This window comes from Jannaschia sp. M317, from assembly GCF_025141175.1.
Taxonomy (GTDB): domain Bacteria; phylum Pseudomonadota; class Alphaproteobacteria; order Rhodobacterales; family Rhodobacteraceae; genus Jannaschia.
Genome location: NZ_CP081155.1, coordinates 2946257 through 2959611, shown reverse-complemented (window position 1 = coordinate 2959611; position 13355 = coordinate 2946257). Strand labels below are relative to the sequence as shown.

At 64.4% G+C, this 13355-nt stretch carries 14 protein-coding genes; all 14 read left to right on the top strand.

Annotation, left to right across the window (positions count from 1 at the left end; all coding sequences use genetic code 11):
* Positions 1-57: 57 nt before the first annotated feature.
* Positions 58-345: a putative quinol monooxygenase gene (locus tag K3551_RS15080; protein ID WP_259915110.1), complete on the top strand. Its 288-nt coding sequence runs from the start codon at positions 58-60 to the stop codon at positions 343-345.
* A complete protein-coding gene (locus K3551_RS15075; RefSeq protein ID WP_259915101.1) occupies positions 342-1142 on the top strand; it encodes an N-acyl homoserine lactonase family protein in 801 nt (266 codons plus the stop codon). Before K3551_RS15080 ends, K3551_RS15075 begins: the two co-directional genes overlap by 4 nt.
* Before the next feature lie 227 nt (positions 1143-1369).
* The gene (locus K3551_RS15070; RefSeq protein WP_259915098.1) at positions 1370-2416 is read left to right on the top strand and encodes a TRAP transporter substrate-binding protein; all 1047 of its coding nucleotides are present in this window, start codon (positions 1370-1372) and stop codon (positions 2414-2416) included.
* Between the two features lie 175 nt (positions 2417-2591).
* On the top strand, positions 2592-3428 hold the full coding sequence (locus tag K3551_RS15065; RefSeq protein ID WP_259915095.1) for a TRAP transporter small permease subunit: 837 nt from the start codon (positions 2592-2594) through the stop codon (positions 3426-3428).
* The gene (locus K3551_RS15060; RefSeq protein WP_259915092.1) at positions 3428-4876 is read left to right on the top strand and encodes a TRAP transporter large permease subunit; all 1449 of its coding nucleotides are present in this window, start codon (positions 3428-3430) and stop codon (positions 4874-4876) included. Before K3551_RS15065 ends, K3551_RS15060 begins: the two co-directional genes overlap by 1 nt.
* 100 nt (positions 4877-4976) lie before the next feature.
* Positions 4977-5519: a copper chaperone PCu(A)C gene (locus K3551_RS15055; protein WP_259915090.1), complete on the top strand. Its 543-nt coding sequence runs from the start codon at positions 4977-4979 to the stop codon at positions 5517-5519.
* A gap of 4 nt (positions 5520-5523) precedes the next feature.
* Positions 5524-6117 (top strand): SCO family protein, encoded by a 594-nt coding sequence (locus K3551_RS15050; protein WP_259915088.1) that lies wholly within the window; start codon positions 5524-5526, stop codon positions 6115-6117.
* Positions 6114-6542, top strand: a complete 429-nt coding sequence (locus K3551_RS15045) for a GNAT family N-acetyltransferase (protein WP_259915086.1) — start codon at positions 6114-6116, stop codon at positions 6540-6542. The genes K3551_RS15050 and K3551_RS15045 overlap by 4 nt, the downstream gene beginning before the upstream one ends.
* Before the next feature lie 193 nt (positions 6543-6735).
* Positions 6736-7905: a putative peptidoglycan glycosyltransferase FtsW gene (locus tag K3551_RS15040; protein WP_259915084.1), complete on the top strand. Its 1170-nt coding sequence runs from the start codon at positions 6736-6738 to the stop codon at positions 7903-7905.
* Entirely contained in the window at positions 7902-8993 is a 1092-nt protein-coding gene (gene murG / locus K3551_RS15035; protein WP_259915082.1) for an undecaprenyldiphospho-muramoylpentapeptide beta-N-acetylglucosaminyltransferase, read from the top strand. The genes K3551_RS15040 and murG overlap by 4 nt, the downstream gene beginning before the upstream one ends.
* A complete protein-coding gene (gene murC / locus K3551_RS15030; protein ID WP_259915079.1) occupies positions 8990-10390 on the top strand; it encodes a UDP-N-acetylmuramate--L-alanine ligase in 1401 nt (466 codons plus the stop codon). The genes murG and murC overlap by 4 nt, the downstream gene beginning before the upstream one ends.
* A 106-nt stretch (positions 10391-10496) precedes the next feature.
* Positions 10497-10739, top strand: a complete 243-nt coding sequence (locus tag K3551_RS15025) for a DUF2484 family protein (protein ID WP_259915076.1) — start codon at positions 10497-10499, stop codon at positions 10737-10739.
* A 39-nt stretch (positions 10740-10778) separates the two neighbouring features.
* Positions 10779-12344, top strand: a complete 1566-nt coding sequence (locus K3551_RS15020) for a hypothetical protein (RefSeq protein WP_259915074.1) — start codon at positions 10779-10781, stop codon at positions 12342-12344.
* Between the two features lie 39 nt (positions 12345-12383).
* Positions 12384-13310 carry a UDP-N-acetylmuramate dehydrogenase gene (murB, locus tag K3551_RS15015; RefSeq protein WP_259915072.1) on the top strand — a complete coding sequence of 309 codons (927 nt, stop codon included), beginning with the start codon at positions 12384-12386 and terminating at the stop codon, positions 13308-13310.
* The last annotated feature ends 45 nt before the right edge of the window (positions 13311-13355 follow it).

The window sequence follows — 13355 nt, the reverse complement described above, 5'->3', positions numbered from 1 at the left end:
TGCTCTCCCTGCGACAAGTTGGTATACCAATAGGCACGCAACTTCTGGAGGAAAAGCATGTTCGCAGTCACCGTCACCTTTGAGGTGGCCCCGGGCCGCATGGCCGAGTTCCTGCCTCTGATGCTGGAAAATGCGCGCGCGTCCCTCGGTGAGGCGGCCTGTACGCGCTTTGACGTGCTGACCGATCCGTCGCGGCCCGACGAGGTGTTTCTCTACGAGCTTTATGACGACGAAGCTGGGTTCGAGACGCACAAGGGGACCGAGCACTTCAAGACGTTCAACGCACGCAGCGATGGGATGGTCACGGACAAGACGCTCAAGACCTTCGGGCAGGTCGCGGGATGAGCGACTGGGAGGTTTTCGCGATCCGCTATGCCGACCGTCTGGCGCGGGTGCGGGGCGACAGCTTCATCTTCGACGACGCGCACGACGCACCGCATCCGATGGACTACTTCATCTGGTTGCTACGACGCGGGGACGAGGCAATCCTGGTCGACACGGGCTACGACGCGGAAGAGGGCGCGCGACGCGACAGGCCAATCCTGACGGACCCGCGGGCGGCATTGGCCCCCTTTGGGCTGACGCCAGAGCAGATCAAGACGGTCATCGTCACGCATCTGCATTACGACCATGCGGGCGGGCTTCACCTGTTCCCCGCTGCGCAACTGCATATGCAGGCCGCCGAAATGGCCTATGCCACCGGTCCCTGCATGTGCCACGACGTGCTGCGGATGCCATTCACCGGCGATCACATCTGCGAAGCGGTCAAGCGGTTGTACCAGGGCCGGGTGGTGTTCCACGACGGGGATGGGGCCGTGGCCGAAGGCGTGACGGTGCATCGCATCGGCGGTCATTCGAAGGGTCTGCAGGCGGTCCGGGTGCGGACCAGTGCGGGGTGGCTCTGCCTGGCATCGGACGCGACGCATTACTACGAGAACTATCTCAGCGGAAAACCTTTCCCCATCGTCGCCGATGTGGCGGAAATGCTGGACGGCTTCGCCACGATTAGGCGCCTGGCCTCTGCGCCGGGGTTGGTTATCCCGGGCCACGATCCCTTGGTGCGGGACCTGTTCCCAAAGCATGGTGACGAAGCCTGGCGGCTGTCCCACGGACCGCAGGGCCCGCTGCCCAGCTACGACTGAACCGGTTGCGGGCGGCGCGTCCAGTTGCCGCCCGCACCGTCAGGGTTTCGTAAGGTCCCGACCAAGCCCTTTGAAGGATTGGGTGCCGCCGACCGCGAAACGCACTTGCAGTGTTTTTAAACTAGCCAATCGTGCTCAAAATCGGTAAATAAATCTTACCAGACGGCTCGGGAGGGGTCGTCAGTGGGCCCACGCCCACAGGATCCAATTGGGAGAAACCGTTGAACATGAAACTCAAAGCCCTTGCTCTGGCCTCGACCGCCGCGCTCGTGACGACTGGCGCGCAGGCGCAGGATGTCGTCGAGATGACCTCCGCCTTCGGAAAGAACTTGCCGATTCTCGGCACCGCTGGCGTCGATTTCGTCGAAAAGATCAACTCCATCTCCGAAGAGGTCGAGTTCGAGCACTTCGATCCCGGTGAGCTGGTGCCCACGCTGGAAGCGCTGGACGCGGTGTCCAATGGATCCGTCGATGCGGCCTATACCACAGCCGGTTACTGGCAGGGCAAGATCACCGCGGCGTCGCTGTTCGCCGCCGTGCCGTTCGGCCCCGAGGCCGGCGAGTTCCTGGCCTGGATGCTTTATGACGACGGTCACGCGCTGTTCCAGCGGATGTACGACGAAAACGGCTACAACGTGCATGTCCTGCCCTGCGGCATCATCGCGCCCGAGACGTCCGGCTGGTTCAAGAACGAGATCACCTCGCTGTCGGACCTCGAAGGTCTGAACATGCGCTTCTTCGGTCTGGGTGCCGAAGTGATGCAGCGCCTGGGCGTCTCGACGTCGCTTCTTGCGGGGGGGGACATCTTCCCGGCGCTGGAGCGTGGTGCCATTGACGCGACCGAGTTCTCGATGCCCCGCATCGACGCGCGCCTCGGTTTCTACAACATCGCCAAGTACAACTACTTCCCCGGCTGGCACCAGCCCGCCACGATGTTCGAACTGCTGGTCAACAAGGACGTCTGGGAAGACCTGGGCGAACGCGCGCAGGCTCAGATCGAAGTCGCCTGCCTGGCCAACATCACCACCAACTACGCCGAGGGTGAGGCCACCAACTTCCAGGCCATGATCGACAACACCGAGCAGAACGGCGTTCAGATCAAGACCTGGTCGCCCGAGATCCTCGCCACCTTCGAAGAGACCTGGGACGAGGTTGCCGCCGAACTGGCCGCCGAAGACGCCTACTTCAAGGAGGTCTGGGACGACCTGCAGGAGTTCCGCGCAGGCTACAAGACCTGGGGCGACACCATCTACCTGCCGCGTCCGCGCAACTGATCACATGGTCCCTTCCTGACGCGTCGCGACGCGTCAGGAAGGGGAAGGATCGATCACGCACCGTCGCCCCCCAGGGGGCGGCGGTCTTGCGAGGGGGACCGGACTGGCTGTGCCATCCGGTTCTGTCCTGACAGCTGCGCGCCCGCCGCGCGTCGTCCGAGGGGAAGGACCACCGATGAGCCAGACCATTCCACCAGAACCGCTTGCGGATTTTGACGATGACACGCCTATCGTCGCGATTTCCGATCCGGGCGAAGTCGGTCGGGCCGAGCATAATGCCGGCGACCGGGCCATCGTCCAGATCTCCAACGTCTTTGCCTGGCTCTTCCCGATCCTGATGATCGCGATTTGCGCGCAGGTCATCCTGCGCGGCACAGGCAACAACCAGGCCTGGCTCGACGATCTGCAATGGTGGCTTTACGGCGCGGCCGTTCTGATCGGTGTGGGCTATGCGGTCACGACCAACAGCCACGTGCGCGTCGACATCTTCTACGACAACTACCCGGCCCCCAAACAGCGCAAGATCGACATTTTCGCGCTGGTCTGGCTGTTCCTGCCGTTCATCATCCTGTGTTGGGACACGACACTGGATTATGCGATTTCGTCGGTAAAGGCGGGCGAAGGGTCGGACAGCCCGAACGGGCTCCACCGTCTTTATCTGCTCAAGGTGTTCATGAACGTCAGTTTCCTGTTCATCGCGGCGGCGATCTGGTTCGCCTATACGCGCAACCTTGCAAAGATCACCAACCCGCTTTGGTGGCGCAAACTGCTCTACGCCTTCCCGTCGATTGCCTTCGTGGTGAACCTTGCCATCTATTATCTGGTCCTGGGCATCGTGCTGATGACGACCGAGGCCACGACGGCGCGCGAGGCGACCCGCCACTGGTTCTTCGACACCTTCGAGATCGGCCCGGAAGAAATGAAATTCACCGTGGCTTCCGCCCTCATCGTCACCGTCATCATCATCGCGGTCGCTTATGCGCTGCGTGACAAATCCGAGGACGCGGCCTGATGTTCCTGCTCGAAGCCATTGCCCCCATCATGACCCTGAACGAACTGGTCGTGCTGGTGATGTTCCTGACCTTCATCTGGATGCTGTTCCGCGGCATTCCGGTGGCCATGGCCCTGGTCGGCGTGTCGCTGATCTTTGCCCTGTTTGCCGAAATCTTCCTTGATCCGTTCCGCGGAGCGTTTCGCGACGTGATCGAATTCGACCGCACCGGCATCGACTATCAGAAACTGTCGGTCCTTTCGGGGCGCCTGTTCGGCAATATCGTCAAGAACCCCGTGCTCGTGGCGCTGCCCATGTTCATCTACATGGGCCTGATGCTGGACCAGTCCGGCGTGGCGCAGCGGATGATGCACGCGATGCAAAAGCTGTTCGGCGGGCTCAAGGGCGGGCTGTCGCTGACGGTCATGCTGATCGGCATCATCCTCGCCGCCTCCACCGGCGTCATCGGCGCATCTGTCACGCTGTTGGGGGTCATGGCCCTGCCGGCAATGATGAAGCAGAACTACTCCAAGCCCATCGCCACCGGCACGATCGCCAGTGCGGGCACGCTGGGTATCCTGATCCCGCCGTCGATCATGCTGGTGATCATGTCGGACCAGTTGGCAATCTCGCTGGGTGACCTGTTCATGGGGGCGCTGTTCCCGGGGCTGATCCTGGGTGCCCTCTATATCGCGTTCATCGTAATCTACGGCCTGATTTCCCCCGGCTCCATGCCGCCCCCCGAAAAGACCGACGAAGTCGGCTGGCCTGTCGTCAAGGAGGTGCTGCTGGCCGTGGTGCCGCCGATGTTCCTGATCCTGCTGGTTCTGGGGTCGATCTTTGCGGGCATTGCCACCCCGACCGAGGCCTCCGGCCTGGGGGCGTTCGGGGCCACGGTGCTGGCGTTCCTGAACGGCAAGCTCAGCTTCAAGGTCATCAAGGAGGTGGGGCGTTCGACCCTCAATACCGCGGGTTACATCGTCGGTATCTTCCTTGCGGCGAACTTCTTCGCGCTGGTCCTGCGCCGCTATGGCGGGGACGAGATCGTGCAGAACCACGTCCTGGGGGCCTTTGATAACCCTTACATGATCGTACTGTTCATCCTGTTCATCGTGTTTCTGCTGGGATTCCTGCTGGACTGGATCGAGATCACCATCATCATCATGCCGCTGATGCTGCCGATCATTCAGGGTCTGGCCCTGGCGGTTCCCGGCTTTGACCAGGTGCAGGACCCGGCGGTGGTCTGGTTCGCGATCCTCGTGGCGGTGACGTTGCAGACCAGTTTCCTGACGCCACCGGTGGGATTCGCGCTCTTCTACCTCAAGGGGGTCTGCCCGCCGGGCGTGACGCTGGCCCATATCTATCGCGGCGTGATCCCCTTTGTGCTGCTTCAGCTGACGGGCCTGGCCATCGTGTTCTGGTTCCCGGCGTTGACGACCTGGCTGCCGTCGGTGGCCTACGGCAACTGACCCTCTCGGCAAAGTGATGCCTGCGACACCGCGCCCCGGTTCACCCCGGGGCGCGGGAGTGCCACATCGGCCCCGTAGATCTTTCTTTCCCGGAGCCCCCATGCGCAACCTGCTCGCCGTCGTCAGCCTTGCGGCCTTTGCCGCCGCTGCCCTGACCGCCCCCCTTTGGGCCGATATGGTCGCATCCGGTGACCTGCACATCGAAGGTCCGATGCTGCGGGCCACGCCGCCCAATGCGCCGGTCGCAGGTGGGTTCGTGACGATCCACAACGTGGGCGAGACGGATGATACCCTGATCTCGGCCGCCATTGCAGGCGATGTCGCGGGCATGGTTCAGTTGCACCAGATGGAAATGTCCGAAGGCGTGATGAAGATGTCCGAGGTCGACGGGGGCATTCCGCTTCCGGCCGGCGAGGTCGTGACCCTGGCACCGGGCGGCCTGCACATCATGCTCATGGGGCTCCGGGCCCCCCTTGCGGCTGGCGATACGCACGCGGTGACCCTGACCTTCGAGACGGCGGCTCCTGTCACCCTCGATTTCCCGGTTCTGACCCTGTCCGAGATCCGTTCCGCAGTCGAAGCAGGGGCCATGGATCACGGCAAGGACCACGATCACGGCGGCCACGCCGATCACGGGCACTGATCCGATGGGACGTCGTGGTCTGACGGTCCTGCTGGGGTTGTGCGTGGCGCTGATCGCGCTCGGCGCGGGGATCACCCTGCGCCAGCTGACCGACAGCCGGACACTCCCTGTCACGGCCACCGCTTTGGGGGATCCGTTTACCCTGACGGATCACACCGGTGCGACGATCACGGAGGCCGCGTTCCAGGGCCGCCCAAGTCTCTTGTTCTTTGGCTTCACCCATTGCCCCGAGGTTTGCCCGACGACGGTGTACGACATGGAAACCTGGCTTTCGGACCTGGCGGTCGCGCCCGATGACATGGGCGTCTTCTTTGTGACCATCGACCCGGAACGGGACACCCCCGCCTTTCTGCGCGACTATCTGGAGCCGCAGTCCGACCGGATCCTTGGCATCACGGGCGCGCCCGAGGATGTCTGGGCCATGGCCAAATCCTGGCGCGTCTATTTCCAGAAACGCGCCCTGGGCGAGGGCGACTATACGATGGATCACTACGCGTCCGTCTTTGTCCTGAACGAGGATGGCGCAGTCGTCGATCTCATCCCGTTCCAGGCCGACCCCGAAGAGGCCAAGGCCAAGATCCGCGGCGTCCTGGGGTGATCCCGACCGCCGCGACACCGGCGGACATCCCCGCGCTCCTCATCTGCGCCGAGACGGCCTATGCGCCCTTCGTGCCCCTGGTCGGTCGTCGCCCGATCCCGACCGCCGACGCGTTCGCCCAGGATATCGCGGCGGGTGCCGTGGACCTGATCCATGCAGGCCCCGTCGTCGCGGGGTTCGTGGTCAGCCGTCCCCAGGGCACCGCCCTTCTGATCGAGAACATTGCCGTCGCTGCCGCGGGGCAGGGGCTTGGCCGGTGCTTGATGGCGCATAGTGAGGCGCGGGCCCGCGCCATGGGCTTGACCCACCTCCGGCTGCACACGTCGCCCAGGATATCCGCAAACCTCACGCTCTATCCGCATCTTGGGTTCTCTCGGACCGAGGTGACGGACACCCGCGTCAGTTTCGAAAAACGTCTCGTCTAGGGCCCCATCACGGGCGGCCGAGAACACCGGGTGCTGGCCCCGCATCAGGCGCTGGCGGCCTTGCCGTGGCGTCCGGGGCGGCGCATCCCCGCCGCCTGGGTGCAAAGCCTCTGGCCTGATTCGCCCCTGCGCGCTACACTGACGCCCGAGACTCGGAAAACCGGGCGGGCAGTCACGAACTACAGGCAGACCAATGACAGAGATTGCGCATGGCGCCGTGATCGTCCTTCCGGGCGAGGCGATCCTTTCACGATGGTGGCGGACGCTGGACAAGGTCGTGCTGTTCGCGGTCGTGCTCTTGTTCGCGATCGGCATTGTTCTGGGTCTCGCCGCGTCGGTCCCATTGGCGGAACGCAACGGTTTGCCCGCGTTCTACTACGTGGAAAAACAAGCGATCTTCGGCGCGATGGCCTTTGGCGTGATGCTGGTCGTCTCGATGATGTCTCCCAATCTGGTGCGCCGTCTGGGTGTCCTGGGATTCATCGCGGCGGCCGTGGCCGTGATGCTGTTGCCGGTGCTGGGCACCGATTTCGGCAAGGGGGCGACGCGGTGGTATTCGCTGGGCTTTGCCTCGGTGCAGCCGTCCGAATTTCTCAAGCCGCTGTTCGTGGTGGTAACCGCCTGGCTGATGGCCGCCGGCACGGAGCCGAATGGCCCGCCGGGAAAATCCATCAGCTTTGCGGTGCTGACCGTCATCATCGGCTTTCTCGCCATGCAGCCTGATTTCGGTCAGGCCATGCTGACTGTGGTGGCCTGGTCCGCCGTCTATTTCGTGGCGGGGGCCCCGATCATCCTGCTGACCGGCGTGATCCTGGCTGTGGGTGGAGTGGGCGTCATCGCCTACAACAATTCCGAGCACTTCGCCCGCCGCATCGACGGCTTCCTCTCGCCCGAGGTCGATCCCCGCACGCAGATGGGCTATGCCATCGACGCTATCCGCGAGGGTGGATTTCTGGGCACCGGCGTCAACGAGGGCCGGGTCAAATGGACCCTGCCGGACGCGCATACCGATTTCATCATCGCTGTCGCCGCCGAGGAATACGGCATGATCCTCGTGCTTTGCATCATCGGGCTGTTCGCGACGATCACCTTCCGCTGCCTGATGCGGCTGTGCATCGAACGCGACGTCTTCATCCGACTGGCCGGGACCGGTCTGACCGTTCTGCTGGCCAGCCAGGCCTTCATCAATCTGGGCGTCGCGGTCCGCATCCTGCCTGCCAAGGGCATGACCCTGCCGTTCGTCAGCTACGGCGGTTCGTCGTTGATCGCCATGGGCTTGCTGATGGGGATGCTTTTGTGTTTCACCCGCGTTCGCCCGCAGGCCGAGATTGGCGACCACCTTCTGTCGAACGGATTCCGATGACCCAACCCCTGATCGTCATCGCGGCGGGCGGCACCGGTGGACATATGTTCCCGGCCCAAAGCCTGGCCGAGGAAATGCTTGCGCGTGGCTGGCGGGTCAAGCTGTCGACCGACGACAGGGGCGCGCGCTATGCGGACGGCTTCCCCGAGGATGTCGAGATCGAGATCGTCCCCTCTGCCACCTTCGCGCGTGGCGGGCTTGCGGCCAAGATTGGCGTGCCGGTCAAGCTGACGGGGGGCGTGCTGCGCGCGCTGCGCGGGTTCCGGGCCGAGCGTCCAACCCTTGTGGCGGGCTTTGGCGGCTACCCGTCGATCCCGGCGCTCGCGGCGGCGGTGCTGCTGAAATTGCCCCGGATCATCCATGAACAGAACGGCGTGCCGGGCCGCGTCAATCAGGTCTTTGCCAGTCGTGTCGACGCCTTTGCCTGCGGGATCTGGCCCACCAACCTGCCCGACGGGGTCGAGGGTGCCCACACCGGCAACCCCGTCCGCGGCGCCGTGCTGGCCCGTGCCGAAGCGCCCTACATCCCGCCCGGCGACTACCCGATGTCGATCCTGGTGATCGGCGGCAGTCAGGGTGCGCGCATCCTGTCCGACGTGGTGCCCGAGGCGCTGTCGCGTCTGCCGCAGGACATCCGCGCGCAACTGCGCGTCGCCCATCAGGCCCGCCCCGAGGATCATGACCGCGTCTCCGCTTTCTACGAAGGGGCAGGCATGGACGCGGACGTGCAGCCCTTTTTCGACGACATTCCGAACCGGATGGCGGATGCGCAGCTTGTCATCTCTCGCTCGGGGGCTTCGACCGTTGCGGATATCTCGGTCGTCGGGCGCCCCTCGATCCTGATCCCTTACGCCGTGGCCGCCGGGGACCATCAGACGGCGAACGCGCGCATGCTGACCGAGGTGGGCGCGGCGATCATGATCCCGGAAAAACGCCTGACCCCGGAAACCTTGGCCGAGCAGGTGCATTTGATCCTGACCAACCCCAAGGGCGCCCAGCAGATGTGTCGTGCGGCGATGTCCGTCGCCGTGCCCGATGCCGCCGAGCGCCTCGCCGACCTTGTGCAATACGTGAGCCAGACCAGATGAATGCCACCAAACTTCCCAGCCAGATGGGCCCCATCCACTTTGTCGGAATCGGCGGTATCGGCATGTCCGGTATTGCCGAAGTCCTTATGTCGTATGGATATTCCGTCCAGGGCTCTGACGCCAAGACCTCCAGGATAACCGACCGCCTGGCCGGCCTTGGCGCGCGCATCTTTGAGGGGCAGGCCGCCGAAAACCTGGAGGGGGCAGAGGTCATCGTGATCTCTTCGGCCATCAAACCGGGCAATCCCGAACTTGACGCCGCGCGCGCCCAAGGCCTGCCGGTGGTGCGCCGCGCCGAGATGCTGGCCGAACTGATGCGCCTGAAATCCAACGTCGCGGTCGCGGGAACCCACGGCAAGACCACGACGACCACCATGGTCGCGGCGCTGCTGGATGCGGGCAAGCTGGACCCGACCGTCATCAATGGCGGCATCATCCACGCCTACGGCTCCAACGCGCGGATGGGGCAGGGCGAATGGATGGTGGTGGAAGCCGACGAAAGTGACGGCACTTTCAATCGCTTGCCCGCCACCGTTGCCATCGTCACCAACATCGATCCCGAGCATATGGAGCATTGGGGCACGATCGAAAACCTGCGCCGGGGTTTCGACGACTTCATCGGTGGGCTGCCGTTCTACGGCCTCGCGATCTGTTGCACCGATCACCCCGAGGTGCGCGCCCTGGTCGGGCGTGTAACCGACCGTAGAATAACGACTTTCGGGTTCAACGCCCAGGCCGACGTGCGTGCGGTTGGCCTGCGGTATGAGGCGGGGGTGGCGCATTTCGACATCCAGCTTCAGACCGAAGACGACGTGATCGAGGGGTGCTCTCTGCCCATGCCCGGAGATCATAACGTTTCCAATGCCTTGTCCGCCGTCGCCGTGGCCCGGCACCTGGGCGTGCCCAAGGATGTGATCCGCGAAGGGCTTGCGTCATTCGGGGGCGTGAACCGTCGGTTTACCAAGGTGGGCGAATGGAACGGTGTGCCGATCATCGACGACTACGGCCACCATCCCGTTGAAATCGCAGCCGTTCTGAAGGCTGCGCGGCAGAGCATCGGGGACACAGGCCGGGTGATCGCCGTGCATCAGCCGCACCGGTATTCGCGTCTGCATTCCCTGTTCGATGATTTCTGCGGCTGCTTTGCAGACGCCGATGTCGTTGGAATCGCAGATATTTTTGCCGCCGGAGAGGACCCGATCGAGGGGGCCGGACGTGACGATCTGGTGGCGGGCCTGATCCGCACCGGCCACCGCCATGCGCGCGCCGTGACCGACGAGGAGGACCTGATCCGCCTGGTCCGTGAACAGGCGCGGGAGGGGGACATCGTGGTTTGTCTGGGCGCGGGCACGATTTCGGCATGGGCCAACGCGCTGCCCGCTCGTCTGGCCGAGTGACCCGGAAATTCACGTTTTGGGGCAGATCCGGGGACCGGGTTTCACGTTTTGGGGGAAGTCTTCGGGCGGTCGCGTTGCGCCTGCGTGCTGACCCCGGAGGCCCGCCATGGCGCTGATCGCGCTCTGCCTCTGGGTGGTTCTCGCCTGGGTCCTGATGCTGACCCTGACCGCCCGCCAAAGTTGGCCTGCCGCCTACGGGCTGATCGCCCTGGGCGTGCCGCTGGTGATCTGGCTGGGGGTGTCGATGGACTGGCTCTGGGCGGGCGTCGGGGTCTTGACGATGGGGGTCGTTCTGCGCTGGCCGGTCCGCTACGCGTGGCGGTGGGTGCGAGCGCGGGCAGGACGCTAGCGGGTTGCCTTGACCTGACGTGCGCGTCAGGTTGCGGGGATGACGGATAGAGATCCCATCGATACCCCGGAGAATTTGGAGGCCTGGCTGGAGGCGCTGCCCCGCGACACGCCGGAGGCGGAGGAGCGCGCGCGGCGGATCGCGGTGACGATCGCGTTTCGCGCGGCGGCGCGGGTATTTCCGTTTGTCGCTGGGCGTCTTCCGCTTGAAAGCGATAAGCGTCACAAATCAGATTTGTCCGTTCTCTCCATTTATAGACCCCTGACGATTTCTTCGGTCGCGCTTGATGTGGAGACCGAGACTATCGCGTCTGCCGCCTCCTTCGCATATAGGACGGCCGCAGATGCAGCGGACGCAGCAGACGGCGTTGACGCGGCCGATGCCGCCGCCGCAGATGCCTCTGACGCTGCTTCAATAGCCTGCACACTTTCTGCTTCGTCCGTCGGCAAGTCCGTCTCTTTTGCAGCAAAGGCCGCCACCAGTTCCTTCGTCGCCTTCGCCTCGGCCTTAAAGAGAGACTCAGCGGAATCCTCTGCCATGGAAAACCTTGCGGCGGTTCCGCTTTGGCCAGACGACAACCCGCTTGCAGAAGTTTGGGAGGCAGGTCGCGCGCGTTTGGAGGCGGCCCAAGACGATTGGTCGCCGGTCATCGAATGGTATGAGCACGTCCTCGACCCCAAGGGCCGCGCGCTGGACCTCGACATGATGCGAGACATCGCGCTGATTGACCCGAAAATCTGGGATGCGGGGCCATCCGAGGCGCTACCGGTGATCGGGGAGATCTGGCGGCGTGGGCGGCTTGGCACGTCGGCTGTTTTCGACGCGTTGCGCGACACGTCTGACGGGATCGTGGTTGAACAGAACCTCGAGACGGAGCGGTTCTTTCAGTCGGACATTCCTGCTGAGAACGGTCGCCGCCTGGCTTCCGGCGTGGCAAAGTTGCGCGAGGTGCTCGCGGTTGCCGACAGTCTGGACAACATGCGTGGAACGCTGCGCATGGAATTGCTCTGGATACGGCGAGCGGTGGAGAACCATTCCGAGGGCGTTGTGGTCGTTCACAACAACGCCCGTGCCGCGCGTCTTACGAACATGGTCAATGTCCGAAGCGGTGTTTGCCCAACCGCCGAGGAAGACGCGTTCGTCGGTATTCTCCAAGGCACGCTTCTGGAAGTCGAACGATCGCTGGAAGACGAACCCGAGGTGGTCGAGAGCCGGGGAGAGGCACCGGTGATTGCCAGCCTGATCGACGACCCGGCGCAGGTGGCCCTGCTCGGGGACGCGGCAGAGGTGGTTGCGGACGCGTCCGAGGGAACGTTGGCCGAAGAACTGCCGGAACTCGCCCAGCTCGCTACGGACGCACAGACGCCAGCCCCGATCCGGCAGGGTGCCTTGAAGCGGATTGGCTCCGTCATCCTGCAGGTCTGGATCATTGGGAACTGGCGGCGGTTCAAGGGCACCTTGAAAGAGATCGAGGATGTCTCGGGGCGGATGGCTCGGATATCCACGAACGTCGGGGTGATCGCTGCAAGTTCCGGCGTTGTCTATACGGCGCTCCATTCCGAGAAGGTTGCTGCGGCGGTTAAGGTAATCCTCGCGCTCTTCTGACCCTTGCCCAACCCGGCCCCGCCCTCTACCTCCGCCCGCATGACCTATCCTGACGTGCGTGGCACCCTGACCGAGAACCGGGATCTCTCCGATCTGACCTGGCTGCGTGTGGGCGGGCCGGCGGATGCTTTGTTTCAGCCGGCGGATCTGGAGGATCTGGCGGGGTTTCTGGCGGCCTTGACGCCGGAGGTCGCGGTGTTCCCGATGGGGGTGGGGTCGAACCTGATCGTGCGGGACGGGGGCTTGCGCGCCGTCGTGATCCGGTTGGGGCGGGGGTTCAACGGGATCTCGGTCGAGGGGGACCGGGTGGTGGCGGGGGCCGCCGCGCTGGACGCCCATGTAGCGCGCCGCGCGGCGCAGGCGGGGCGCGACCTGACGTTCCTGCGGACCATCCCCGGCAGCATCGGCGGCGCGGTGGCGATGAACGCGGGCTGCTATGGCAGCTATGTGGCGGACCATCTGATCGAGGTGCAGGCGGTGTTACGCGACGGTGCGGTGGTGACGATCCCCGCCGCGGACCTGGCGATGGCCTATCGGTCGAGCGCGATCCCCGAGGGCGCGGTCATCACGCGCGCCACCTTCCGCACGGACGCGGGCGAGCCGGAGGCGTTGGAGGCACGGATGGCGGACCAGTTGGCCAAGCGCGACGCGACGCAACCGACCAAGGACCGCAGCGCGGGCAGCACGTTTCGCAACCCGGCGGGGTTCTCGTCCACGGGGCGGGCGGACGATGTGCACGACCTGAAGGCCTGGAAGGTGATCGACGACGCGGGCATGCGCGGCGCCACCCGTGGCGGGGCGATCATGTCGCCCAAACACTCGAATTTCCTGGTCAATCAGGGCGGGGCCACGGCGGCCGATCTGGAAGGATTGGGCGAAGAGGTCAGAAAGAGGGTTCACGCGACCAGCGGAATATCGCTACAATGGGAAATCAAGCGGGTCGGTGAGCCCGCAGGCGAGGGCTAGCCCCGCCACCCCGCAGACCCGTCAGAGGTCGCCCGAGAGGGCCGG